Genomic DNA, 25,914 nt, shown 5'->3' with positions numbered 1-25,914 from the left:
TGGTCACCCTATTTTTGTAAAAAGAGGAGTGAGTGGAATGGGAACACTATACGTAAACGGATTGATTCGAACGATGGCACACGAAGAGGATGTCCATTCAGCGATGTTCGTCGAGAAGACGCGGATCATCGCGATGGGAGAGGAAGGAAAGCTACGCCGCCGTTTCGGTAGACGTATTGATCAAATTCACGACTTGAACGGAAAAGCTGTATATCCAGCCTTTACGGATGCGCATATTCATCTGATCGGTTACGGGGAAGCGATCAATCGTGTCGATGCCTCGCGCTATACGACGCTTGAAGCGTTAGGGCAAGCTTTTCTCAAGGCGGAACCAGTCAATGGGATCCATGTGGCAGAAGGCTATGACGAAACGAAGCTTGATCGTGCACCGACGAAAGCATGGCTCAATCAGTTGTTCCCAGACGCACCTGCCTTGTTGAAACGAACAGACCGGCATACAGCACTTGTCAACGATGTTTTATTCCAACAGCTCGGATATAAAGCGTCGACTGTCATCGAAGGTGGAAAGGTCGGTTTATCGGATAATGGAGAAGCTGACGGATTCTTGTACGATGCGGCGCTTGAACCTTTATATGCGTTACAAGCTGGAAACTTGGAGCGGAATAAAGCGTCCCTTCGGTCAGCGATTAAGAACTTATACCAATATGGCATCATTGCGGCACACACAGAAGACTTGTCGTATCACGGGGATGTCGCGGACATCTTGCAAGCTTATAAGGAAGTGACGCAAGAGACAGGGTTCCATACGCATCTGCTCGTGCATCATCTTGTCATCGATGAGTTCGTACAACAACAACCTACTTTACCGTCAACGATGTCAATCGGTGCGATGAAACTGTTCGTCGACGGCGCGCTCGGAGGACGAACAGCTCTTCTCGGTCGTGGTTATTCTGATGATCCGACGACACGTGGCATCGAAGTGCATACGCCAGAACAACTCGAACAACTCGTCAAGCGTGCACGTAGTTACGGGTTCACAGTTGCGGCACATGTCATCGGTGACTTAGCGATTGAACGATTCGTACAGGTGCTCGAGAAATATCCAGCACCAAAAGGCAAGCGGGATCGGATCATTCATGCGACGGTCGTTCGACCAGAAACGCTTGCACGAATTCGGAAGTTACCGGTCTTGATTGACGTTCAACCGGTCTTTTTACTGGATGACGCAGACTTCATCGTCGATCGACTCGGATTGAACCGCTTAGACTGGAGTTATCGTTTACGTTCGTTAGCTGAGACCGGCGCATTATTATGCGGTGGGGCAGATGCACCGATCTCTGACCCCGATGTTCGGCGTTCCCTGTATGCAGCGACGGAAGGAACAGCGGGACGTGTCAATAAGGCGAATGAGACGTTATCGATGTACGAAGCCTTGTTACTCTTTACGAAAAATCCACATCTCGCGACCGAGACACATGGACGCAAAGGATTACTCCTACCAGGATACGATGCCGATTTCGTCATCTTTGAAGAAGACTTCTATCGCTTGCGTGGGGAAGCCATCTTGAATAACCGTTTAGTGGAGACTGTCCAAGCTGGTAAAACCGTCTATCAGGCAGAAGCAGCCTTAATTTGATGTTGCTTCTGCATAGTGCGAAATAGCTTCCGAATAGAAAGAAGATAGTCCAGGTGCATACGCATCGTAGTAGGCACGAAACCGGTCGTCGGACACATACATCTGGCCGAGTGAGGCAAAAATAGATAACTCACATGGATAATAGTACGTATCGATGAAGTCATGTTGTTCTTTCACGATTTGTTGAACGTCTGGATCTGTCGCCTTGTGCCCGTCGCGGTAGAGGGTCGTCAAGCGCTGATCGAGTTGCTTATGCATGGCGCTCAGTTGTTCTTTCTCATTCGGGGTACGTTGTTTTTGTCTTTTTGCACTGATTCGATAGGCGTCGGTGTCACCGTAGTGTTGTTGGACTTCATCTGCATGTTGTTTTTCGTGCATGACGATCTCTTCGTGACGTAAACCGCGGAATAATTGTTCATCTTTCATGGGGAGTCCTCCTATTAAAGTGAGTAATGTTTGTTCAGCGAGTTGAGCGAGCGTCTGATAATGCGAAGCTTTTTCTTGAAGTAGTACAATTTGTTTTTTCAATATCATCGTGTGATGACTGGAGTCAGATTGTGTAAGTAATCTTTGGATTTCTGACAGCGGAAAATCAAGAGAGCGATAGAGAAGGATTTGTTGTAAACGTAAAAGATCCTCACTGCTATAATATCGGTGACCGGCATCGTTGCGCTTTGGCACAAGGAGACCGAACGTCTCATAATGATAAAGCGTTCGTTTTGTGACTCCGGTAAGTTTGGCGATTTCCTGAGTGGAATACATCATCTGTGTACCTCCTTTGATTGGAGTATAAGGGGTGACGTAACGGAAGACGCAATAAAAAAATCTGCCTCTTCAGGGCAGATTTTTTTATTGTCATAAGAATGAGCGTTGAATCTTATGCCAAAATGTATTGTTCGTTAATTTGACGGTTTTAAGTTCTTTTTCAGAGAGCTGGATATCGACTGAATCCGTTCGTGTCAGGCTGAGTGCTTCGTTATCCATCCCGATGATCGGATAATCGTTTCCGTCCTCAATGATGCGTAACGAGAGTTTACGTCCGCGGTTCAATAGGAAAGCAGAACCGAGTGTCCGGTACCGGTTATTGTTAACGGAAGCGATCTCGCTGACTTGAAGACAGTGGATCAATGGATCGACAATCGCACCAGAAAGTGACTTGTTATAAGCCGTAGATCCCGTCGGTGTTGAGATGACCATTCCATCCCCGCGGAATGTCTCAAACAGGAAGTCATCGATATAGACTTCGATTGCGAGTGATTTGATGATGCTCGACTTTACGGAACATTCGTTCAGACAGAGCATCGGTGGTCCACCGTTGATGGATGCTTCAAGTAGTGGATAACGACGTACTTCGATTTCGCCATCCGAGACACGATTGCCCGTCGCTTTAAAGATTGCTTCGACCGCAGAAAGATCATTGATATCAAAATCACAGTAGAACGAGTTTGGTCCTTCAGCGAATCCGACATAGATCGCATCATCACGGAAACCTGTGAAGCGTGCCGCTTGCAAGAAAGCCCCATCTCCACCAATCGAGACGATGATGTTTGCTTGTCGATGATCTTGGACGACATTCAGTCCGTATCGTGTACCGACATCGATCAACTTTCGCACCTGCGTCTCGTGTCTTTGTGTATTTCGGTAGTACAGGTAGACATTATTTCGAGCCATGGTCAATTCCCCCTTGAAAGCGTTTCATGAACTCTTTTATTATACCTGTTTTTTAGAAAGACGGGTACTGAAGTCCATCAATTATGGCAGAATACTTGCCATCTTCGCAGATCATTCCTATAGTTAAATAGAAAATACAGTATATCCAATCAGGGGAAAAGGGGAATTCATATGGCAACGTTTAAAGGAAATCCAATCACACTTCAAGGTACAGCGGTTCAAGTCGGACAAACAGCACCGGACTTTCAAGTGTTAGCTAACGACTTATCGCCTGTAACACGTGATACATACCAAGGTGTTCGAATCATCAGTGTCGTCCCATCAATCGATACAGGGGTATGCGATGCACAGACTCGTAAATTTAACGAAGAAGCAGCTAAAATCGAAGGTGTGACGGTCATGACGATCTCAAACGACCTTCCGTTCGCGCAACGTCGTTGGTGTGCGTCAAGTGGTCTTGATCAAGTCGTGACATTGTCTGATCACCGTGATCTTTCATTCGGTACACAGTACGGCGTGGCAATCGAAGAATTACGTCTGCTTGCTCGCTCTGTCTTCGTCTTAGATTCGAACAACGAAATCACGTATGTCGAATACCTCGAAGAATCAACGGATGAGGTAAATTTCGAAGCAGCACTCGCTGCAGCACGTGAAGCGAAGTAAGAATGGTTTACAAACGACGCTGAAGCGTTACAATGGAACTAATGATAGAAACGGCTCCCGCTCTACGGGGGGCCGTTTCGTTTTGGAGAGGATGACGTACATGGAGCCGTTAGAAAAGTTATATAAGGAATTAACACGTCAAACAAAACAAATCGAACGTGATCTTGATATGCCTTACCTAGAAGCGTTGACGACTGTGATTGACCGGTTGAACGATCGCCATACTGAAAATGTAGACAAAGAGGTCATTCGAAAGGCAGTATCGCTTGCTATTTTAGAAGGGATGAAACAAGCGCAACCGAACCATTTGCCGACGCCAGACAGCGTCGCTTTGTTTGCTGGTTATCTAATCGGGAAATTGGTAGGTAAGGAGGACATCCGACTACTTGAATTAGGAAGTGGAACAGGTGGTATGTTGCACGCTGTCTTGAGTCAGCTTTCGACGGGCACATCTGCTGAAGCAGTTGAGGTAGATGAGACGTTAATTCGTTTATCGGCAGCGGTAACGGAATTACTCGACTACCCTGTTACGTATACGCATCAAGATGCGTTACGACCTTTGTTGCTAGATCCAGTTGATCTTGCGATGGCTGATCTCCCAGTCGGTTATTATCCGGATGAAGAGGCTGCTGCTTCTTACATCTTGAAACGAGATGAGGGTATGAGCTATAGTCATTTCTTATTGATCGAACAAGCGATGCAATACGTCAAACCAGGTGGGTTCGGTGTTTTTGTCATTCCGAACGGTTTGTTCCAGCATGATACGGAAGGCAAGTTGAAACAGTACTTTGAATCAAAAGCGCACGTCATCGGCATTTTACAATTGCCGTTAACCATGTTCAAACAAGAACAGGCAGCAAAAAGTTATTTGATCGTCCGTAATCATTTAGCCGGTATGAAGATGCCAAAACAAGCGTTACTTGCTGAACTACCATCTTTCACAGATGTCCGTGCGTTTGGTGGTATGGTGAAACAGATTGATGAATGGATTAACACAGAATTAAAATGAATTACGCAAAGTGATTGAAATCTGTCGTTAATTTGACTATTCTAGTTGTAGAACAGAAATAGAAGAAAACCTAAACAGATGTGAATGTTCATTGGATTCAAATGGAAAAGGGGAAAAATCATGGCAAAAATTATGGCGGTAAACGCAGGTAGTTCGTCTTTGAAGTTCCAATTGCTCGAAATGCCGAACGAAACGATGATTGCAGTCGGACTCGTTGAACGTGTCGGTAAAGACGATGCAATCTTTACGATTAAATATGGTGAAGGACAAAAGTATACAGATGTCCTCCCGCTTGCAACACATAAAGAAGCAGTCGAGTTATCACTCGAAAAATTAATGGAGTTCGGAATCATCTCGTCTTACGATGAGATTAAAGGTGTCGGACATCGTGTTCTTCATGGTAAAGAAAAATATGCAGACTCTGTATTGATCACGGATGAAGTCATGCAAGATATCGAGTCGTATACAGAACTCGGACCACTTCACATTCCACCAAACTTGATCGGAATCCGGGCATTCCAAGCATTGCTTCCGGAAGTGCCGCAAGTGGCGGTCTTCGATACGGCGTTCCATCAAACGATGCCAGAAGAAAACTTCCTTTACAGCTTACCGTATGATTACTACACAGAATACGGTATCCGTAAATATGGTTTCCACGGTACGAGCCACAAATATGTTACGGAACGTGCATCTGAATTACTCGGTCGTCCATTAAAAGACCTTCGTTTGATCTCATGTCACTTAGGTAGCGGAGCATCAATCGCAGCAGTTTCGGGTGGCGAATCAATCGATACGACGATGGGCTTCACACCACTTGAAGGGATCACGATGGGAACACGTTCTGGTTCACTCGACCCAGCTTTGATTCCATTCTTGATGGAGAAAACAGGGAAAACAGCGGAAGAAGTCTTGAACGTCATGAACAAAGAGTCTGGAATCTACGGACTCTCAGGTCTTTCAAGTGACTTGCGTGACGTCCAAACGGCTGCGAAGGAAGGAAACCACCGTTCAGAGATGGCACTCCGTATCTTCGCGAACCGTATCCACGGATACATCGGGCAATATGCTGCTGAGATGAATGGTGTTGATGCCATTATCTTCACAGCTGGTGTTGGGGAAAACTCAGATTCAATCCGTGAGCGTGTCCTACGTGGTCTCGAATTCATGGGCGTTTACTGGGATCCATCACTCAACAATGGAGCTCATGGAGAAGAACTCTTCATTAACTACCCACACTCACCAGTCAAAGTCATTATCATTCCAACGAATGAAGAATTGATGATCGCACGCGATACAGTTCGTGTTGGTGGATTAGTTGCTCAAAACGCATAATCGTTTCAAAAGGACTGAGTCGTTATTCCAACGATTCAGTCCTTTTTTTGATGAAATCTACGAAAAAAATATACAAACGTACGATCTATTGTTACGTTGTTTGTCATATAACGAAAAATGAATCGTCATCTTTGTAAAAATAAACCCAAAAAAGGTCGATTTCTTAAAAAAATGAGTCGTTTGTAACATAAAAGTAATAGTACAGACATATTTTTGTGGTCTATATGTAACGGCACTCCATCGTTTTGTCATGTATATTAATCTCAGTTAACAAACACGAAACAATGATGGAGGAGAAAATACATGATGAAACGGATGCTCGCAAGTGTTTTAACGGTCGTGTTAGCACTCAGTTCGTTTGCAGGTCTTCAAGCAGAGGCTGCAACTAAGAAAAGCGTCAAGTCAACAGTCGATAGCCTAGTCATTCGTCAGAAAGCTACTACTTCTTCGAAAAAGCTCGGTCTTCTATATAAGAACCAAACGTTATCGTACAAAGCAAAAACAGGTAACTGGTATAAAGTAAGTTACAAAGGTAAAACAGCTTACCTTAGCGCAAGCTACTCGAAAGTCGTGACGTCAAGCAGTTCGAAAAAACAATCGACAGGTGGTTGGAAAACAATCACGAACGTAAGCGCAACAGCCTACACACCGTATGATCCAGGTAGTGGTAATCTGACAGCAATCGGTTGGAACATCAAAAGCTCGAAAAAGAAAGTCGTAGCGGTTGATCCACGTGTCATTCCACTTCGTTCGACAGTGAAAGTGTATTACAAGGGGAAATTAAAAGGGACGTATACAGCTGCTGATACTGGCGGTGCCATTAAAGGGAAGAAGATGGATATCCTTTACTACTCTCGTTCAGAAGCATTCAACTGGGGTCGTCGTACGGTTACAGTAAAATACAAATGATTTTAAACCATCGGACATTGGTTCGATGGTTTTTTTATTTAAATAGGTCGTCAAAAAGCCTTTCTTCCTTTGAAATGACGGAAGAAAGGCTTTTTGTAGAAGAGTGATTCATAAACGGACGATCAAGACGTCGCATTTTGCGTAACGCGTAATGCTTTCAGAGACACTACCGATGAAGAAACGCTCGACAGCGTTTAAACCAGTTGCGCCACAGATGATTAAATCGGCATCGTGATTAGGGGCAAGTTTTTTAGCGATTGTTACTTTAGGTGAACCGTATTCAATCGCTACTTCGACTTCCTGTACACCGCGATCTTGAGCAGTCTTGACGTATTCGTCTAGCAATTCCTTCGCGTAAGATTCGGCACGCTCCGTAATGGTGCGGTCATAGGCTTCTACTGTCGCGAATGTCCGTGTATCAATGACATGTGCGATGATCAATTTTGCATCATTTCGCAATGAAACATCGATTGCCGTCTCGAAGGCACGTTCTGCCTCTTTTGAGCCATCTACTGCTACGAGTACATTATGATAGACTATTGCCATGATGAATCCATCCCTTCGTAATCGATATGATGAGTACACCCTAATTATACCATTCTCTTACTGGGAGCGGACGAAACATTCAGTGAGTTCTAAAAATTGTTCTTCCTTTCCGTTCCGTCGTAAGATGGAGTCAGTGAAAGGGGGCGATGCCAAGATGAGGCACGCGTTAATTACAGCAGGTACAAAAGGACTGGGAGAACGAGTGACACGTCAGTTGCTGGAAGAAGGTTGGAAAGTGACAGCGTTTCATCGTTCCGAACCCGAATTTACACATCCGAATCTCATAACGATTCAAGCAGATGTGACGAATCAAGAAGAATTGGAACGCGCAACCCAACAAGCAATCAATGAGCAAGGTCGGATTGATGCGTTGATACTTAATGCAGGACCTTATATATTTGAACGAAAAGCGTTAGTGGATTACACCGATCAGGAATGGGATGAAGTGATCACCGGAAATCTGACAGCTAGTTTTTGGCTGTTGCGTCAAGTATTGCCTGTCATGCGTAAGCAAGCCTACGGTCGAATCATTACGTACGGTTTCCCGGAGAGTGCAACAGCGCCAGGATGGGTATGCCGGGCGGCGTTCGCTGCTGCTAAAAGCGGGATGGTGAGTTTGACGAAGAGTGTAGCGCTTGAAGAAGCGGAACACGGCATCACGGTCAACATGGTCAACCCGGGAAACATCGTTGGTGACAATAAGACGAAGCAAATTTCTGAAGCGGAGCAAGATGAGGCGACGCCGGTCGGAAGAACGGGTGTCGGAGAAGATATCGCTCGCGCGATCTCCTTCTTGTTGGCAGAAGAATCAAGTATGATCACGGGAGCAATCCTCGATGTGACTGGTGGCGTCAATGTCGTCCATCAATCCCGTAAGTAAGAGAAAATGAGGTTGACTCAAAAAAAGAATGACGCGTCTTTTCACGCCCTTTCCTCAGGCGAGACACCAGCCAGTTTTCCTGCTTCATTTAAGCAGGAAAGCGGGTCTTGTTCGTCTCTGACAGCGCATAAATGCGCTTTTCCTGTAGGAGTGGCGTGTGACGCGTCATCTACGAGATAAGGGTGGCAGATTATCATTCTGCCACCCTTATTTTTTAGAGACTGACTGTTGAGTCAGCTTCATTTGTCTTGAGTTAAGATGACGGAATGGATTGAAGATGTTTTGGTGTGCGAGTTAACGCAACTGGACCTTCCGCAGTGAGATGAATATCATCTTCGATGCGGACGCCACCGACACCTGGAACATAAATGCCTGGTTCGAGTGTGTAGACGATACCAGCTTCAGCCGTCAGTAGATTGTTTGACGCGAGAGACGGGAATTCATGAACCTCGATTCCGAGTCCGTGACCGACACGGTGCGTGAAGTACTGTCCGTAGCCAGCGTTTGTAATAACGTCACGGGCTGCCTTATCTAATGAACCGAGTGTCGTGCCGATCTGACTCGCTTCTGTCGCGGCTTCAAGTGCTTGGCGAACCGTTTCATAGATCTTTTTCTGTTCTTCGTTCGCTTCGCCATAAATGAAGGTCCGTGTAATATCGGAACAGTAGCCTTTCCAAACGACGCCGAGATCGAATAAGACGAAATCGCCTTCTTGGATGACACGGTCGCCGGGTACACCGTGCGGATCAGCACTGTTTGCACCAAATAGGACAAGCGTATCAAATGACATCTCACGGACACCTTTTTTCTTCATTTCATATTCGATTTCTGCAATGACTTCGATTTCCGTGATCCCTGGGCGGATCGCTTGTTTACCGATTTCGATTGCTTCGTCCGCAAGTGCGGCTGCTTCTTGAAGAATAGCGATTTCTTCCGGTGTTTTCTTCAGACGAAGCGCTTGTAAAGACTCACCGATATCAAGAATGGCTGCGTTCTCGAGACGTGAGCTTAGTTCCTGATAGCGACTGAACGTCATGTGTTCCCCTTCGATACCGATTCGGTTATTCGAGTGCTCGAATGTCGCGAATAATTCTGCTAATCGATCAAACGGGTTTTCGTGATCCTCATACGTCACGACGTCTCCTTCCCAAGGACTCGCTGCAACGATACTTGCTTCGAGTGCCGGACAGAATAATACATGTTTGCCGGTTACATCGACGAGGACCGCCATGACACGTTCGTGGGGTTCAGCGTAGACTCCTGAGAAATAAAAGACATTTGCCTTCGAAGTGACGACGGCTAAGTCGATTCCTTGTTCTTTCAGGAATTCACTGATTTGGTTCGTACGTTCGCTCATATATGATTCCACCTCTCTACTCATTTTCTACATAAGTATATCATCGTCCGGTTCGAAAAACATTTATCGTAAATCAGACTAGTACACGTTTTCATCTTTAGAGTAGTACAGTATAATGACAGGAGAGTAGAAAAAAGGAAAAGAAGGGATACAGTATGCCTACGAAACACGAACAGATCATTCGACATATCGAAGATCTTGATGTCGGAACAAAGATTTCCGTCCGACAAATCGCGAAGGATTTGACCGTATCCGAGGGGACGGCTTATCGCGCCATCAAGGAAGCAGAAAATTTAGGGTTCGTCTCGACGATTGAGCGAGTCGGAACGATTCGGATTAAAAAGAAACAAAAAGAAAATATCGAGAAGCTGACATTCGCGGAAGTCGTGAACATCGTTGACGGTCAGGTGCTCGGTGGTCGAAATGGATTACACAAGACGCTGACGAAATTCGTCATTGGCGCAATGAAGCTCGAAGCCATGATGCGCTATATCGATGTCGATAGTCTCGTCATCATCGGAAACCGCGAAAAAGCACATGAACTCGTGCTTGAAGCAGGAGCTGCTGTATTGATTACCGGTGGCTTTGATACGACGGAGGATGCAAAACGATTAGCGGATGAGATGGAGTTGCCGATCATTTCGACGTCCTACGATACGTTCACGGTTGCGACCATGATCAACCGTGCGATTTATGATCGATTGATCAAAAAGGAGATTTTACTCGTTTCGGATATTTTAATTCCGTTGCATGATACGTTCTATTTACAGACGACGGATCCGATTTCACGCTGGCACGAGTTGAATGAGCAGACGAAACACAACCGTTATCCCGTCATCGATGAACAAATGAAGGTCGTCGGTGTCGTGACAGCGAAGGACATCATTGACCGTCCGCATGATTGGGCTGTTGAAAAAGTCATGACCCGTCATCCGATCACGGTCGGTATTCGAACGAGTGTCACGAATTCTGCGCATCAGATGGTCTGGGAAGGAATCGAGATGTTACCGGTCATCGACCAGTACGGTCGATTGCTCGGGATCATTAGCCGTCAAGACGTCCTCAAGGCACTGCAACTCGCGAATCGTCAGCCACAAGTCGGAGAGACGTTCGACGATCTAATTACAGGACAGATCAAGGCGGCAGAGGACGAACGGGGACCGTACTTATCGCTTGAGGTCTCGCCGCAAATGACGAACTTCATGGGGACTGCTTCGAGTGGGGTGTTGACGACGCTTCTAGTCGAAGGAGCGACGCGAATGTTGCGCCATATGAAAAAAGGTGACCTTGTCATCGAGAACGTCAGCATCTATTTCATTAAACCTGTTCAAATCGAGAGCACGGTAACGATCCGGGCGAATGTCTTTGACGTCGGTCGAAAATTCGGGAAAGTCGATGTCGAGATGTATCAAGGCACACAAATCGTTGCGAAGGCACTCGTGACATCCCAACTCATCGATCGTTAAATGAATCAAAAAGAACCGAAGTCAATGGACTTCGGTTCCTCTGAATCTAGCTCAGGATTGCTCCATCTCGCGGACGACATACGGATAAATCTTTTTGTAACGGATGAATCCGGCGATGAATGAAGCAACGCCGACGATGATTAAAATGGAACAAACGATTTTCCCGACGAGTGTCGTTAATCCGTTTCCGGAAACGAACTGGTTGACGGCGAATAGGATGACGAACAAGCTCAACCAAATGCTCGCTTGCGTATTGAACAAGTATTTTCGGTTCGTGCTTTTCGTATGGAACGCGCGGCGTTTTGCTAACAAATACCCACCAAGCGAGAAAACGATGAGGGCGATGAGGATGAATTGCATGTTAAAAGGACCTCCTTTTTGTCTTCATCTCATATCATATCAAGATTAGAGGAGCTGTGCACAGTGAAAGAGCAAATCAAACAAATGATTGAAGCGGCAGATACGATCATCATTCATCGTCATGAACGTCCAGATCCCGATGCACTCGGTAGTCAATTCGGTTTGCAATTGACGTTACAACATCAATTCCCTAGCAAAACGGTATTAACGGCCGGAGAGATGGCGACATCATTGTCATTCATGGGAGAGCTCGATCAAGTAGACGATGAATTATACAAAGAGGCGTTAGTCGTGATTCTGGATACAGCGAATCAAGCGCGGATTGACGGGAAGGTTGCGATGACAGGAAAAGACGTCATTAAAATCGACCATCATCCGGATGAAGATCCATACGCACCAGTGCAACTCGTCGATACGACGATGAGTTCGACATCGGAATTGCTCGTTCATTTATTGAACGAATGGGGATACGAGATTCCAACATCAGCTGCCATTCAATTCTACGCTGGGATCGTCGGTGACACAGGACGTTTCCAATTCCGTGGCACGACGAAACGAACATTTGAAGTCGCAGCGCAATTGATTGATGCAGGAATCGATACGGACTGGTTGTATCGCAATATGTACGAAACAGAACTTGCAGCGCTTCATTTACAAGGATATGTCCTTCAACATATTCAATTGACGGATCAAGGTGTCGGTTATGTCGTATTGACACAAGATACGTTGAAGCAGTTTGGGGCGACGGTTGAGCAAGCATCGTTGCTCGTCAATAGTTTTGCCGGTTTAAAAGGCATGAAGTGTTGGGCATTGTTCCTTGAAACGGACACGGAGGTTCGCGTCCGGATTCGTTCGAAGGGTCCCGTCATCAATGAAGTAGCAAAAGAATTCAATGGTGGTGGACATCCGATGGCGTCTGGTGCAACGATTGGACAGTTGAGTGAGGTCGAACGTGTCATCCGTCGTCTGGACGAGGTCGCTGCTAACTTCCAGTTTTAAATGGAAAAAGGCTGCTCGGTCTCACTCCTCTCATTGAGGAAGCGAAGCGAACAGCCTTTTACGCTTATTGCGTTTTTGTTTCGTCTTGCGGAATGAACCAAACGCCACGATCTGTGTGATCTTCAATGACATTCAGTTGAAGTTCAGCGACAGATTTGCGAATCTTCTCAGCGATTTCTTCCGTTTCAGTAAAAGCGGTAACACCGAGCTTTAATTGTTCGACTTTTTCACGTGCGATTTGACTGCGATTCAAAATCATGAGAAACGCTCCTTCCGTACCCGTCATGATATTTCTATACTTATTGTATCGAATAATAAATCAGATGGCGAGTACTTGAGTCAGTTAGATATGAATGTTCTGAAAACTTTTAAAAATATCCATCAGAAGAGAAAGGAGAATGGAAGATGCATATAAATGTTCGAACGCAGTTTAGTCCATTGCAGAGTTTAGTTCGAATCGAGCCCTATCTCGATGAACTAGTCCGTCGACACATCGGACGAGCGGTCATCTGTGAAACGACATTGACAGGAGTTCCCGCATTCATCGATGCATGTCAGCGTCGAAATATGCAACCGATCGTCGGATGGGAGCAGCGAATCGAAGAAGAAGAATTTTGTATCTTATGGTTTGCTTTTTCTTCTGATGGACTGCGTCAACTGTATCGACTAGCCAGTCAACAAGGGGAGACTGAAGTTTCATCACTGATCGCGGTGCTCGTGCCACTGCGTCAAGCCTCTGAAGATGCGACGCGTCTACGTCGTTCCTTCGTTCAATGGATGGGACACGTTCAAGGAGCGCGTACATATACGGGCGTGACCTCTAGTCGCTCAACGGTCGAACGAGAGAGTCGTGCGCGTTACCGCGAAGTAGCAGCAGCGCTTGGTGTTGAGACCATCCCAGTCGATCCTGTTCGTTACATTCGTCGAGATGAAGCGCCAGCGTATCAAGCAATACGTGCGATTGGTGAGGCGACGACGTTCCAAGACCAAAAGACAGATCGTCTGATGCATTTAAAGACCCGGGAAGAGTTACTCGAAGACTTTACCGAGCGAGAAATTACGATGGTGGAGCAGTTTGCTACGACATCTGAACGCTTGGAATTACCGTTTCAACAACGTCCACTGCCACGTATCGCGGAAGACTCGAATGCGTTATTACGGAAACGTGCTGAGGAAGGGTTACTGGCACATGGTCATGAAAGTAACGAAGCGCGGGAACGTCTCGCTTATGAACTATCAGTCATCGATAAGACGGGATTTGCTGATTACTTCTTAATCGTTGAAGAACTCGTACGTAGTGCGAAAGCGAAAGGCATCTTCGTTGGACCTGGTCGAGGCTCAGCAGCTGGATCACTTGTCAGCTATGCGCTTGGGATCACGACGGTGGATCCATTGAAATATGGATTACTATTCGAACGATTCTTGAACCCCGAGCGGATTTCCATGCCGGATATCGATATCGATATCGAAGATGAACGACGCGAAGAAGTATTAGAGGATCTCGTGATGCGTTACGGAAAAGACCACGTTGCTCAAATCGGTACATTGTCGACGCTCGGTGCCAAAGCCGCTCTGCGAGACGTCGGACGGACGCTAGAGTTTTCGAAGGATGAGTTAGATGCTGCAGTCAAACAGCTTGGAAAATCAACGACGTTACAAGGGATCGAACAAAATAAGCAGACATATCGCTGGTTCTCTGGAAGCGAAAAACGCCGGCAACTATTGCAACTGGCGCAAGCGGTCGAGGGTCTCCCGCGACAACGTTCGGTTCACGCGGCTGGTGTCGTCATTGGATCTGAACAGCTCGTCGAGACGACACCCGTTGAAACGGGACCAAATGAACGGTATGTGACGCAGTTTTTGATGCAGGCATTGGAACGTCAAGGATTGTTGAAAATTGACTTGTTAGGATTACGAAATCTCAGTCGTTTGCGTCGGATGGAAGAATTGATTCGACGAGAACAGCCATCCTTTACGCTCACGCAAATTCCGGAAGAAGACCGCGCGACATTCCAAGTCTTTGCCCGCGCCGAGACGGATGATATTTTCCAATTCGAGTCGACAGGTATGAAACAGACGTTACGCGAAGTCAAACCGAATCGGTTCGAAGATTTGGTGGCAACGATGTCACTCTATCGTCCGGGACCAATGAAATTCATTGATCTGTACGCGAAACGAAAAGCTGGTCAACCTTATCAGATGTTGCATCCCGTATTAGAAGACGTACTTGCACCAACGTATGGCATCATCGTCTATCAGGAACAAGTCATGGAAATCACCCGTCGAGTAGCTGGATTTACACTCGCGCAAGCAGATTTATTACGACGTGCGATTTCTAAAAAAAGTACGGATTCGCTCGAACAGGAACGGGTTCGTTTTCTCGAAGGAGCAAAATCGAATGGATTCGATGATGCGATCGCACAATCACTCTATGAACAAATTGAGCGATTCGCTGGGTATGGATTCAACCGAAGCCATGCGGTCGCCTATTCAAAGATTAGTTATGCCCTCGGGTACATCAAAGCGCATTTCCCGCACATTTTCTTGCTCGTCTCGGTCGAACAGCCGGAGCGTCTCGTCCGATTGATGCGCGAACGACGTCTCCCTGTCCTATCACCGGATGTCTGGATTTCCGATTATCGTTCTTCATTAGAAGGTAAAGGGATTCGACTCGGTATCCATGTGATTAAAGGTATTTCCGAGCGAGAGTTCGAGCGTGTAAAGGAAGCATCGAAGCACACTGCGACGATTGCTGATCTATTGACCCACGTTGGATGGGGCAAAAAGGAGCGCGCAAAAATTGAATTGTTACTATACAGTGGTGCGCTAGACCGAGCGACGCACGGCGATCGAGGACTCGCCGAACAAGAGGTGCTCGAGTATTTCACCGAGTCATCGAATACATTACTTCCAGACGAGTTGGCAATTCTCGGGAAACGCCGGGCACAGAAGTCATCGAAACGAAGTGATTCCGACTGGGCGCGATTAGAACGGGAAGCGCTTGGATTCTGGTTGACGTATTCGCCGTTGACGACAGCAATGAAAGCTCCGGTTGAATCTGCTTATTTTCATGACCTTAGCGTCGGTTCGGAAACACATTATTTAGTCTGTTATATTGATCAGATTCGAGAGTTCAAGACGAAACGCGGTCAAACGATGGCGGTCATTCAGGCAGTCGACGGGTATTCGAATGAAGAGGTCGTCGTCTTCCCGAATCAATATGAACGATTCCGTCGATCACTTTATTTAGGGAACGTCTTATTGATTGAACTAAAGGTGCAGGATCGCGAAGGGGAGCGTCAGTTCATTTTGGAACGTCTCCGTCCGCTTGGACAAGATGTGCTATTCGTCAAGTTAACATCAAAAAATGAGCTGGCCGCACTCGAACAATTGCTTGAAGCGGCACCAGGCGATATTCCAGTCGTCGTCCGCTACGCGGATTCACGTGAGACGAAATCGTTACCGCCGCTTTATGCAGTGCAGCATGATGAGGAATTACTAGCTCGGCTACGTATTCGGTTTGGCGAGGATCATGTCGTCCTGAAAAATGTCCCCCGCTCAAACTAGTACTAGGTAATAAGATTTGTTATAATAAGGGGTAATTGGTCTGACCAATGCCGCCGATTGAAGCAACCGACTGAAGGGTCAGAAAGGTGGTGCCGTATCGATATGGAGAAGAAACGAAATGCGTTTGAAGCCAATATCGCGGCGATTAAATTGATGATCGAACAAGATGGATTAGTTCCAGGAGACCGTATTCCATCGGAACGGGAACTGGCAGAACGACTATCCATCAGTCGACCGTCCGTACGAGAAGCATTACGGACGCTCGCTTATTTAGGGATCGTCGAGACACGACATGGAGGCGGAAGCTTTCTATTGAACCGTGACGATCATACCTATATTCAAATCATCGCTCAATTCTTAGTGACTGGCGATTCGAAGTTCGAAGACTTGGCAGGAACGCTCCGCTTGCTTGAGCAAGCAGCGCTCGCGCAGCTGGATGACCTTTCGGTGCTTGCACCAGTCGTATCATCCGATGCAGCGTTTCGTGAGACGTTGATTCAGACGGTCGATAACGATTTGTTTGAACGAATCTGGCGACAAGTCAATGCCTTCCATAAAAGCTTCGGTCAAGGGGGACTCTATACGCAGGCGGAACGGGAACAACTCTTGAACCGCCCATAGGATGACAAGGGGGAACTGTACGTGCAAGCATTTTTTCGAAAACCTAAAAAGTTCGTCACGCTGACTTCGAAGGAGCAGCGTGTCGATGTGCCAGTAGGCCTAATGACGAAATGTCCGAAATGTAAATTAATCCAATATACGAAACAACTGGAGGCGAACTTACGTGTCTGTTCATGTGGGTATCATCACCCGTTGACCGCGCAAGAACGTTTTACGCAATTATTCGATGAAGGTTCGGTGACGTATTTCGACTTACCGGCAGTTCAAGCGGATCCGCTTGGATTCCAGGATTACCCGGAAAAATTAAAGGGCGACCAAGTCAGAACGGGTCTTGAGGAAGCGATCGTCTGTGGCGTCGGGAATGTGAATGGTCACCCACTCGTCGCTTGTGTCATGGATGCACGATTCCGGATGGGTTCGATGGGTGCAGCGGTTGGTGCTGCGATTTCTGAAGCGGTTCGTTACGCAACGAAACATCGTCTACCTGTCACGATTTTCTCCGCTTCAGGTGGAGCACGGATGCAAGAGGGAATGGTTAGTCTCATGCAGATGGCGAAATCGAGTCTCTTCTTAAAACAGCATTCAGATGCTGGATTACTTTATATTTCTTGTATGACTCATCCGACGACCGGCGGGGTATCAGCAAGTTTTGCGATGCTCGGTGACTTTAACATCGCTGAACCGGGGGCGTTGATCGGGTTTGCAGGTCGACGGATCATCGAACAGACGATACGTGAAAAACTACCGGAAGATTTCCAAACAGCAGAATTCTTATTACAAGCAGGTCAACTGGACGATGTCGTATCACGACATGATCTGAAAACGTACTATACGCGAATCTTAAAGCTACATGCGGAGGGAACGAACCATGCAACCATTTGACCAACCAGTCATCGCGTTACGCGAAAAAATTCTTGAGCTCCATGATATGGCGGAAACACAAGGACTAGACTTCAAGGAAGAACTCCAACTTCTTGAAGAACGTCTTCATCGGTTAGAACTCGATATTTACGGGAATATGAAAGCGTGGAATCGTGTTCAATTGGCACGTCATCCAGAACGTCCAACGACACTCGATTACATTGAATCCATTTGTGAAGATTTTATCGAACTGCATGGCGATCGTCATGGATATGATGATGCGGCAATCGTCGGTGGAATCGGAACACTGAATGGTCGTCCGGTGACGATCATCGGTCATCAACGCGGAAAAGATACAAAAGAAAACATTCGTCGTAATTTCGGGATGCCACATCCGGAAGGGTATCGAAAAGCACTACGTCTCATGCAACAAGCAGAGAAATTCAATCGACCGATCATTACGTTCATCGACACAAAAGGGGCTTACCCAGGACGTGCAGCAGAAGAACGTGGTCAGAGTGAGGCCATCGCGAAAAACCTGTTTGAGATGGCTGGTATGACGGTTCCAATCATCTCAATCGTCATCGGTGAAGGTGGATCAGGTGGTGCTTTAGGAATCGGAGTGTGTGATCAACTCTTGATGCTCGAGAATTCAACGTATTCGGTCATCTCTCCCGAAGGTGCTGCAGCATTGTTATGGAAAGATGCAAGTCTTGCGGAGAAAGCGGCAGAATCGATGAAGATCACAGCACCTGATTTATTACGACTCGGGATCGCGGATGCCATCATTCCAGAAGTCGTCGGAGGGGCGCATCTCGATGTGTCATTACAGGCGGATAAATTAAAAACTGTATTGGTACAGAAGCTCGAATCATTGGTTCACCTGACCAAGGAAGAGCTCATTGATCAGCGGACCGAAAAATATCACCAAATTGGCACATAAGCACCATGTAATCGCTATCATGATTGATATTCCTCATTTCCGGAATCGGTAATGAAAAAACAAGTGAAAGTTTATGCAATCTGCCCTGTTGTAAAACAAGAAAACAACGTGCTATTTTAGATTCAGATTAATGGAGAGGTGATTAACGTGAGTTTAAAACGGATTGCTGTCTTAACGAGTGGCGGCGATGCACCAGGTATGAATGCCGCGGTGCGTGCTGTCACGCGTAAAGCGATTTTTCATGGCTTAGAAGTATTTGGTGTCTATAACGGTTATCAAGGATTAATCAACGGGGACATCGTCCAGTTGAACCTTGGGTCAGTCGGTGACATCATTCAACGAGGTGGAACGTTCCTACGTTCAGCACGTTGCCCTGAGTTCCGTACAGAAGAAGGACGAGCAAAAGCGGTTGTCAATCTTAAGAAATTTGAAATTGATGCACTCGTCGTCGTAGGCGGAGACGGGTCGTATCGTGGTGCCCAAAAATTGACGGGACTTGGCTTCCCGACAATTGGACTTCCAGGTACGATCGATAACGATATTCCTGGAACGGACTATACGATCGGTTTTGATACAGCGCTCAACACGGCGCTTGAAGCGATCGATAAAATCCGTGATACGGCATCGTCGCATGAGCGGACGTATGTCATTGAAGTCATGGGACGCGATGCGGGTGATATCGCATTATATGCAGGACTTGCTGGTGGAGCAGAATCGATTCTTGTTCCCGAGCGTCCTGAAGATTTAAAAGAAGTCCTCGATCGCATTCAAAGTGGTGTCAATCGCGGTAAGAAACACTCAATCGTCATCGTCGCTGAAGGTGCAGGCCGTGCCCAGGACGTGGGAGACGCGATCGCAAAAGAAACAGGTCTCGATACACGCGTCACGGTTCTTGGTCACGTTCAACGTGGTGGAGCACCAACGGCAGCGGACCGTGTACTTGCAAGTCGGATGGGAGCGCATGCCATCGAAATCCTACTTCAAGGAAAACAAGGACGTGTCGTAGGTGTACGTGGTGGTAAGATGATCGATCTCGATATCGATGAGGCACTCGACGAAAATAAACATGAGCTGGATCTTGATATTCTCGAGCTTTCAAAAGAGCTTTCGATTTAACGAACGTCGATAGGATTGGAATGGACAAGAGAACTTGGCCAAACACCGTAGGAGGTTTATGGAATATGCGTAGAACTAAAATTGTATGTACGATTGGACCGGCGTCAGAAAAACGTCTTCCAGAAATGATTGAAGCAGGAATGAACGTCGCTCGTTTGAACTTCTCACACGGCGATTATGAAGAACACGGCGCACGTATCACGGATATCCGCCGCGCAGCGAAAGAAGCAAACAAAATTGTTACGATTCTTCTTGATACGAAAGGACCAGAAATCCGGACACATTCGTTTGAAGAAGGAAAATCGCTTCTCGAACGTGGTCAAGAAGTCATCATCGTTAGCGGAGACGCAAACGAAATCGTCGGAACGAAAGATAAATTCTCAGTCACGTATGAAGGACTCTATGATGACGTCGAAGTTGGTTCGATGATCATGCTTGATGACGGTCTCATCGGTCTTCGTGTCACTGAAAAACTTCCGAACCGTGAGCTTCGTTGTTCAATCGAAAACGAAGGTGTCATCAAGACGAAAAAAGGCGTTAACTTGCCAAACGTAAAGGTTAACCTTCCTGCTTTGACAGAAAAAGATATTGCGGATATCGAGTTCGGTATCAAGAGCGATATCGATTTGATCGCGGCATCTTTCGTACGCCGTGCGTCAGACGTCGTTGCGATTCGTCAATTGCTTGAGAAAAACAACGCGAGCCACATCAAAATCTTCCCAAAAATCGAGAACCAAGAAGGTGTCGATAACATCGAAGAAATCCTTGCGATTTCGGACGGTTTGATGGTAGCGCGTGGTGACCTCGGTATCGAGATTCCAACGGAAGAAGTCACACCAACTCAAAAAGACTTAATCAAGCTTTGTAACGACTTCGGTAAACCAGTCATTACAGCAACACAAATGCTTGACTCGATGCAACGTTTCCCACGTCCAACACGTGCTGAAGCATCAGACGTCGCGAACGCGATTCTTGATGGTACGGATGCAATCATGCTTTCAGGTGAGACAGCAGCAGGGGACTACCCAATCGAATCTGTCCAAATGATGCACTCGATCGCAAAACGTACAGAAAAAACGCTCGACTACAAGCTCTTGTTGAAAGATCGTCAGACACGTAGTGAGCACACAGTGACGGATGCAATCGCTCAAGCGGTTACGCACACTGCAATCAACTTGGACGCAAAAGCAATCTTGACACCGACACAATCGGGTTACACGGCTGCACGTATCTCGAAATACCGTCCAGAGCCAAACATCGTCGCTGTTACACCAAGCGCACGTGTCGCACGTCAGTTGAACATCGTATGGGGCGTGTACCCAATCGTCGTTGATCATCTTTCAGACAACACGGATGACATGTTGACACTTGCTGCGGACACAGCAAAAGACGCTGGTTTCGTCACAGATGGTGATCTCGTCGTCATCTCAGCAGGTATCCCTGCTTTGACTGCTGGTACAACGAACATGTTGAAAATCCACATCGTCGGTAAAGAGATCGCAAACGGTCGTGGAATCGGTGAGCGTGGAGTCGTTGGCGAAGTCGTCATCGCAAACAACGCAGAAGAAGCAAACGCGAAAGCGAAGCCAGGCATGATCCTCGTTACGAACTCAACTGATCGTGACATGATGCCTGCAATCGAGATGGCTGCAGCGATGATCACAGTTGATGGCGGATTGACAAGCCATGCTGGAATCGTTGGACCATCACTCGGTAAACCAGTCATCGTTGGTGTCGAAGATGCATTGACAGTCTTCAAAGACGGTCAAATGATCTCAATCGATCCATTGACAGGTAAACTATATAACGCATAATCCATTCATGACGGACGTGACTTAGGTCATGTCCGTCTTTTTTTGTATGAGGAGGACGTATGGAAGCTTATCTTTTTTTGATTGCCCTCGTCTTCATCGGGGTCATCGCACAAAATAAATCATTAATCATTGCTGCAGCCTTCCTGCTGATCATCAAGGCAATCGGGCTGGATGGTAGACTGTTTCCTTCCTTGCAGGCAAAAGGAATCACGTGGGGCGTCACATTGATCACGGCAGCGATCCTCGTACCGATTGCAGCAGGGGATATCGGATTTAAGGAGTTGCTCCAAAGTATTCGGGGACATATCGGCATCATCTCATTTTTATCAGGAATTTTTGTTGCAATCGTCGCGGCACACGGTGTTGGACTGATGAAAGAAGATCCACTCGTGACGACAGCCTTGCTAGCTGGAACGATTCTTGCAGTAGGACTTTTCCGTGGGGTACCGGTCGGACCATTGATTGGTGCTGGAATCGCGGCGCTCGTCATCGGAATGTGGGATGTCATCGCAAAAGCGTTCACAGGATGAGCTGAATCAGCAAAGTAACTGAATTAATTTTTTGATAATAGTATGCAAGTTCATTCACTTTTTGGGTATTTTTGTTTATACTAAGAACAGAAACAAGATGGTCTATTCAAGAGTACAGCGCTACAAGCATGGGGAACGACTCTTGAGTGGACGTCTTTTTTTCAATACGGAAATGAAAGCGTTTTAATTTTCTGGGGAAAAAAAGGGGGATTATTGTCATGACGCAAACTAAAGGTTTAGAAGGAATCGTCGCGACTTCATCGAAAATCAGTTCGATCATCGATGGTCAGTTGACGTATGGCGGTTATACGATTGATGATTTGGCGGAGCACGCCTCATTTGAGGAAGTCGTCTTCTTGTTGTGGAACGACCGTCTACCAAAAGAAGAGGAATTGAAGCAACTATCGGAAGCACTTATTTCCGAAGCAACGGTTGCGACTGCCGTTCTTGAAACGATGAAGGCAGCACCGAAGTCGGCGAATGCGATGGCGACGATTCGAACAGCGCTCTCTCAACTCGCGCTTTACGATGAGACATCGGAAGATATGTCGACTGAGGCGAATTACGCTAAAGCCATCAAATTACAGGCACAAATCGCAACACTCGTCACAGCTTACGCTCGTATCAAAAAAGGACAAGAGCCGATCGCACCTAAAACAGGTCTTTCATACGCAGGAAATTTCTTGTTCATGTTGACGGGTGAAGAGCCAACGGAAGTTGCAGAAAAAGCCTTTAACCAAGCGCTCGTTCTTCACGCTGACCACGAGTTGAACGCTTCGACGTTCACAGCACGCGTGTGTGTCGCGACACTCTCTGATGTCTACTCAGGTGTGACGGCAGCGATGGGCGCATTAAAAGGACCACTTCACGGTGGAGCGAACGAAGCCGTCATGAAGATGTTGTTAGAAATTGATTCGGTTGAAAAGGTTGACGAGTATGTTCATAATAAACTTGAGAACAAGCAAAAAATCATGGGCTTCGGTCACCGAGTCTACAAGGACGGCGACCCACGTGCGAAGCATCTTCAAGAAATGAGTCGTCAGCTGACTGCTCAAATCGGGGAGCCGAAATGGTATGAGATGTCAGTTAAGATCGACGAAATCGTCCAATCGGAAAAAGGATTGAAACCAAATGTTGATTTTTATTCCGCTTCTACGTACCATGCACTTGGACTTGATACAGAACTATTCACTCCAATCTTTGCAGTAAGTCGGATGTCAGGTTGGTTGGCGCACATTTTAGAGCAGTATAGCGATAACCGTCTGATTCGCCCGCGTGCAGACTACACGGGTGAAACGCACCGGACATACGTGTCCATCGAAGAACGTTAAAAGGACGGGGAGGAACAATCCTCTCCTGATTTTTGATGTAGATTACAATTACTTAAGGGGGATTTTTAGACATGGCTACACTTCAAGGCGAAAACATCACAGTAACTAACGGTACACTTCAAGTTCCAAACGCTCCAATCATTCCGTTCATCATTGGTGACGGAACAGGACCTGACATCTGGAACGCAGCTGTACGTGTGTTTGATGCAGCAGTTGAAAAAGCATACAACGGTGAGAAGAAAATCGAATGGAAAGAAGTCTACGCTGGTGAAAAAGCATTCAACAAAACAGGCAACTGGTTACCAGAAGAGACACTCGATCTCATTCGTGAGCACATCATCGCAATCAAAGGACCACTTACGACACCAGTCGGCGGCGGAATCCGTTCGTTGAACGTTGCTCTACGTCAAGAGCTTGATTTGTACACATGTCTTCGTCCAGTTCGTTACTTCACAGGTGTTCCTTCACCGGTTAAACGCCCAGAAGATACAGACATGGTCATCTTCCGTGAAAATACTGAAGACATCTACGCAGGAATCGAATACGCAGAAGGCAGCGAAGGCGCTGCAAAACTGCTCCAGTTCCTTCAAAACGAAATGGGTGTCAATAAAATCCGCTTCCCTGAGACATCTGGTCTTGGAATCAAACCGATTTCAAAAGAGGGAACAGAACGCCTTGTTCGTGCAGCAATCGAATATGCACTCGAAAACAAACGTGCTTCATTGACGCTCGTTCATAAAGGAAACATCATGAAGTTCACTGAGGGTGCTTTCAAAAACTGGGGCTATGAACTTGCTGAGCGTGAATACGCAGAGCACGTCTTCACTTGGAACCAGTACGATCGCATCAAGGAAGAAGAAGGAACAGATGCTGCGAATAAAGCACAAGCAGACGCAGAAGCTGCTGGTAAGTTGATCGTGAAAGACTCAATCGCTGATATCTTCTTACAACAAATCTTGACTCGTCCAAAAGAGTTCGATGTCGTTGCGACAATGAACTTGAACGGTGACTACATCTCGGATGCACTTGCAGCACAAGTCGGTGGTATTGGAATCGCACCTGGAGCAAACATCAACTACATGACAGGTCATGCGATCTTTGAAGCTACTCACGGTACAGCACCGAAATACGCTGGACTTGATAAAGTCAACCCATCGTCTGTCATCTTGTCAGGCGAAATGATGTTCCGTCACCTCGGCTGGAACGAAGCGGCAGATCTCATCATCAAATCGATGGAAACATCGATTGAATCGAAAGTCGTCACATACGACTTCGCACGTCTCATGGATGGTGCGACTGAAGTGAAGTGTTCTGAATTCGCGGACGAACTCATCAAAAACATGTAATCCGATCAGGAGGAATGAGTCGATGAACAGACGGAAGAAGATCGCAGTCATAGGAAGTGGATTTACGGGCGCAACGACAGCACTCTATCTTGCTCAGCGAGAGCTAGGAGATGTCGTCCTCGTCGACCGACCCGAGCAAGAGAATCCGACGAAAGGAAAGGCGCTCGATATGCAAGAGGCAGCGCCGATCCTCGGGTTTGATGCTTCAGTAAAAGGGACATCGAACTATGCCGACATCAACGGTGCGGATATCGTCGTCATCACTGCCGGTATCGCTCGGAAGCCGGGTATGAGCCGCGAGGACCTCGTGAGTACGAATGCTGCCGTCATGACAGCTGTGACGAAGGAAATCGTTGCGCATGCACCGGAATCGATCATCATCGTTTTGACGAATCCGGTCGATGCGATGACGTATACGGTCTATCAAGCATCTGGTTTTCCGAAAGAGCGTGTCATCGGTCAATCCGGTGTCCTCGACACAGCACGCTTCCGGACATTCTTAGCAGAGGAACTGAACGTTTCTGTAAAGGATGTATCGGGATTCGTACTCGGCGGACACGGGGATGACATGGTGCCACTACTGCGCTATTCGCAGGCGGGAGGCATTCCAATCGAGAAACTGATATCCAAGGAGCGGTTAGATGCGATCGTTGACCGAACACGTAAAGGCGGCGGTGAAATCGTTCAGTTACTCGGAAACGGTTCCGCTTACTACGCACCGGCAGCAGCAATTGCTGAGATGGTCGAGGCGATCTTGAAGGACCAGCGACGTATTCTACCTGCCATTGCTTATCTCGAAGGCGAATATGGATATGACGATATGTATTTCGGTGTACCGGTCATTCTTGGCGGAAACGGTGTCGAGCATGTCTATGAACTCGAACTGACGACTGAGGAGCAAGAGGCTTTGAATCGCTCTGCCTCTACAGTCCGCTCTGTACTCGACTTATTAAAATCTTGATTCTAAAAAAAGACGAACTTGTCACTTTCGACAAG

At 46.8% G+C, this 25,914-nt stretch carries 24 protein-coding genes; 18 read left to right on the top strand and 6 right to left on the bottom strand.

Annotated features, from left to right (window positions below):
• Positions 1–37 precede the first annotated feature (37 nt).
• Positions 38–1,597, top strand: coding sequence for an amidohydrolase (locus MKY22_RS11935; RefSeq protein ID WP_341088947.1), 1,560 nt, complete (start codon positions 38–40; stop codon positions 1,595–1,597).
• On the opposite strand, the gene MKY22_RS11930 is transcribed toward MKY22_RS11935, so the two are convergent.
• Both MKY22_RS11930 and MKY22_RS11925 read right to left on the bottom strand, forming a co-directional pair.
• Complete coding sequence (locus MKY22_RS11930; protein WP_341088946.1) at positions 1,589–2,362, bottom strand: MerR family transcriptional regulator; 774 nt, start codon at positions 2,360–2,362, stop codon at positions 1,589–1,591. The genes MKY22_RS11935 and MKY22_RS11930 overlap by 9 nt on opposite strands.
• 90 nt (positions 2,363–2,452) lie before the next feature.
• Positions 2,453–3,268 (bottom strand): NAD kinase, encoded by an 816-nt coding sequence (locus MKY22_RS11925; RefSeq protein WP_290779243.1) that lies wholly within the window; start codon positions 3,266–3,268, stop codon positions 2,453–2,455.
• Between the two features lie 165 nt (positions 3,269–3,433).
• On the opposite strand from MKY22_RS11925, the gene tpx reads away from it, so the two are divergent.
• The 4 genes from tpx to MKY22_RS11905 all read left to right on the top strand — a co-directional run bounded on the left by tpx (position 3,434) and on the right by MKY22_RS11905 (position 7,181).
• Positions 3,434–3,931 (top strand): thiol peroxidase, encoded by a 498-nt coding sequence (gene tpx, locus MKY22_RS11920; protein ID WP_155960139.1) that lies wholly within the window; start codon positions 3,434–3,436, stop codon positions 3,929–3,931.
• Between the two features lie 100 nt (positions 3,932–4,031).
• The gene (locus tag MKY22_RS11915; protein WP_290779246.1) at positions 4,032–4,940 is read left to right on the top strand and encodes a class I SAM-dependent methyltransferase; all 909 of its coding nucleotides are present in this window, start codon (positions 4,032–4,034) and stop codon (positions 4,938–4,940) included.
• A 120-nt stretch (positions 4,941–5,060) separates the two neighbouring features.
• Positions 5,061–6,272: an acetate kinase gene (locus tag MKY22_RS11910; RefSeq protein ID WP_035406240.1), complete on the top strand. Its 1,212-nt coding sequence runs from the start codon at positions 5,061–5,063 to the stop codon at positions 6,270–6,272.
• A 303-nt stretch (positions 6,273–6,575) separates the two neighbouring features.
• Complete coding sequence (locus MKY22_RS11905) at positions 6,576–7,181, top strand: 3D domain-containing protein (RefSeq protein WP_050678579.1); 606 nt, start codon at positions 6,576–6,578, stop codon at positions 7,179–7,181.
• Positions 7,182–7,289: 108 nt separating this feature from the next.
• Here the strand turns inward: MKY22_RS11905 and MKY22_RS11900 are convergent, their stop codons facing one another.
• Positions 7,290–7,727 carry a universal stress protein gene (locus tag MKY22_RS11900; protein ID WP_029342342.1) on the bottom strand — a complete coding sequence of 146 codons (438 nt, stop codon included), beginning with the start codon at positions 7,725–7,727 and terminating at the stop codon, positions 7,290–7,292.
• Positions 7,728–7,881: 154 nt separating this feature from the next.
• On the opposite strand from MKY22_RS11900, the gene MKY22_RS11895 reads away from it, so the two are divergent.
• Positions 7,882–8,607 (top strand): SDR family oxidoreductase, encoded by a 726-nt coding sequence (locus tag MKY22_RS11895; RefSeq protein WP_214727543.1) that lies wholly within the window; start codon positions 7,882–7,884, stop codon positions 8,605–8,607.
• A 253-nt stretch (positions 8,608–8,860) separates the two neighbouring features.
• Here the strand turns inward: MKY22_RS11895 and MKY22_RS11890 are convergent, their stop codons facing one another.
• Positions 8,861–9,964 (bottom strand): M24 family metallopeptidase, encoded by a 1,104-nt coding sequence (locus MKY22_RS11890; RefSeq protein WP_149427715.1) that lies wholly within the window; start codon positions 9,962–9,964, stop codon positions 8,861–8,863.
• Positions 9,965–10,119: 155 nt separating this feature from the next.
• Here MKY22_RS11890 and MKY22_RS11885 point away from each other — a divergent pair, with 155 nt between their 5' ends.
• Entirely contained in the window at positions 10,120–11,430 is a 1,311-nt protein-coding gene (locus MKY22_RS11885) for a DRTGG domain-containing protein (RefSeq protein WP_023469046.1), read from the top strand.
• Between the two features lie 51 nt (positions 11,431–11,481).
• On the opposite strand, the gene MKY22_RS11880 is transcribed toward MKY22_RS11885, so the two are convergent.
• Positions 11,482–11,790, bottom strand: a complete 309-nt coding sequence (locus MKY22_RS11880) for a YtpI family protein (protein ID WP_023469045.1) — start codon at positions 11,788–11,790, stop codon at positions 11,482–11,484.
• A 63-nt stretch (positions 11,791–11,853) separates the two neighbouring features.
• Between MKY22_RS11880 and MKY22_RS11875 the strand changes: the two genes are divergently transcribed.
• Entirely contained in the window at positions 11,854–12,789 is a 936-nt protein-coding gene (locus tag MKY22_RS11875) for a DHH family phosphoesterase (RefSeq protein WP_035396547.1), read from the top strand.
• Between the two features lie 64 nt (positions 12,790–12,853).
• On the opposite strand, the gene MKY22_RS11870 is transcribed toward MKY22_RS11875, so the two are convergent.
• Entirely contained in the window at positions 12,854–13,048 is a 195-nt protein-coding gene (locus tag MKY22_RS11870) for a hypothetical protein (RefSeq protein WP_023469043.1), read from the bottom strand.
• A gap of 146 nt (positions 13,049–13,194) precedes the next feature.
• On the opposite strand from MKY22_RS11870, the gene dnaE reads away from it, so the two are divergent.
• The 10 genes from dnaE (at position 13,195) to mdh (ending at position 25,879) form a co-directional block, all read left to right on the top strand.
• On the top strand, positions 13,195–16,356 hold the full coding sequence (dnaE, locus tag MKY22_RS11865; protein ID WP_341088944.1) for a DNA polymerase III subunit alpha: 3,162 nt from the start codon (positions 13,195–13,197) through the stop codon (positions 16,354–16,356).
• A 102-nt stretch (positions 16,357–16,458) separates the two neighbouring features.
• A complete protein-coding gene (locus MKY22_RS11860) occupies positions 16,459–16,977 on the top strand; it encodes a FadR/GntR family transcriptional regulator (protein ID WP_341088943.1) in 519 nt (172 codons plus the stop codon).
• 21 nt (positions 16,978–16,998) lie between these two features.
• Positions 16,999–17,859 carry an acetyl-CoA carboxylase, carboxyltransferase subunit beta gene (accD, locus tag MKY22_RS11855; RefSeq protein ID WP_023469040.1) on the top strand — a complete coding sequence of 287 codons (861 nt, stop codon included), beginning with the start codon at positions 16,999–17,001 and terminating at the stop codon, positions 17,857–17,859.
• Positions 17,846–18,781 carry an acetyl-CoA carboxylase carboxyl transferase subunit alpha gene (gene accA, locus MKY22_RS11850; protein WP_023469039.1) on the top strand — a complete coding sequence of 312 codons (936 nt, stop codon included), beginning with the start codon at positions 17,846–17,848 and terminating at the stop codon, positions 18,779–18,781. Before accD ends, accA begins: the two co-directional genes overlap by 14 nt.
• Positions 18,782–18,928: 147 nt before the next feature.
• Positions 18,929–19,897: a 6-phosphofructokinase gene (gene pfkA / locus MKY22_RS11845; RefSeq protein ID WP_341088941.1), complete on the top strand. Its 969-nt coding sequence runs from the start codon at positions 18,929–18,931 to the stop codon at positions 19,895–19,897.
• A 65-nt stretch (positions 19,898–19,962) separates the two neighbouring features.
• The gene (gene pyk / locus MKY22_RS11840) at positions 19,963–21,711 is read left to right on the top strand and encodes a pyruvate kinase (RefSeq protein WP_290780468.1); all 1,749 of its coding nucleotides are present in this window, start codon (positions 19,963–19,965) and stop codon (positions 21,709–21,711) included.
• A 59-nt stretch (positions 21,712–21,770) separates the two neighbouring features.
• Positions 21,771–22,241 carry a DUF441 domain-containing protein gene (locus tag MKY22_RS11835; protein ID WP_023469036.1) on the top strand — a complete coding sequence of 157 codons (471 nt, stop codon included), beginning with the start codon at positions 21,771–21,773 and terminating at the stop codon, positions 22,239–22,241.
• Between the two features lie 218 nt (positions 22,242–22,459).
• On the top strand, positions 22,460–23,572 hold the full coding sequence (gene citZ, locus MKY22_RS11830) for a citrate synthase (protein ID WP_053454034.1): 1,113 nt from the start codon (positions 22,460–22,462) through the stop codon (positions 23,570–23,572).
• A gap of 71 nt (positions 23,573–23,643) precedes the next feature.
• Positions 23,644–24,918, top strand: coding sequence for an NADP-dependent isocitrate dehydrogenase (gene icd / locus MKY22_RS11825; protein WP_149427711.1), 1,275 nt, complete (start codon positions 23,644–23,646; stop codon positions 24,916–24,918).
• Positions 24,919–24,940: 22 nt separating this feature from the next.
• Positions 24,941–25,879, top strand: a complete 939-nt coding sequence (mdh, locus tag MKY22_RS11820) for a malate dehydrogenase (RefSeq protein WP_050677650.1) — start codon at positions 24,941–24,943, stop codon at positions 25,877–25,879.
• Positions 25,880–25,914 lie beyond the last annotated feature (35 nt).

The sequence above is a fragment of the Exiguobacterium sp. FSL W8-0210 genome, assembly GCF_038006045.1.
Classification (GTDB): Bacteria; Bacillota; Bacilli; order Exiguobacteriales; family Exiguobacteriaceae; genus Exiguobacterium_A.
Note: the sequence above shows the minus strand (reverse complement) of the source record. Positions and strands in the feature narration are given on the sequence as shown.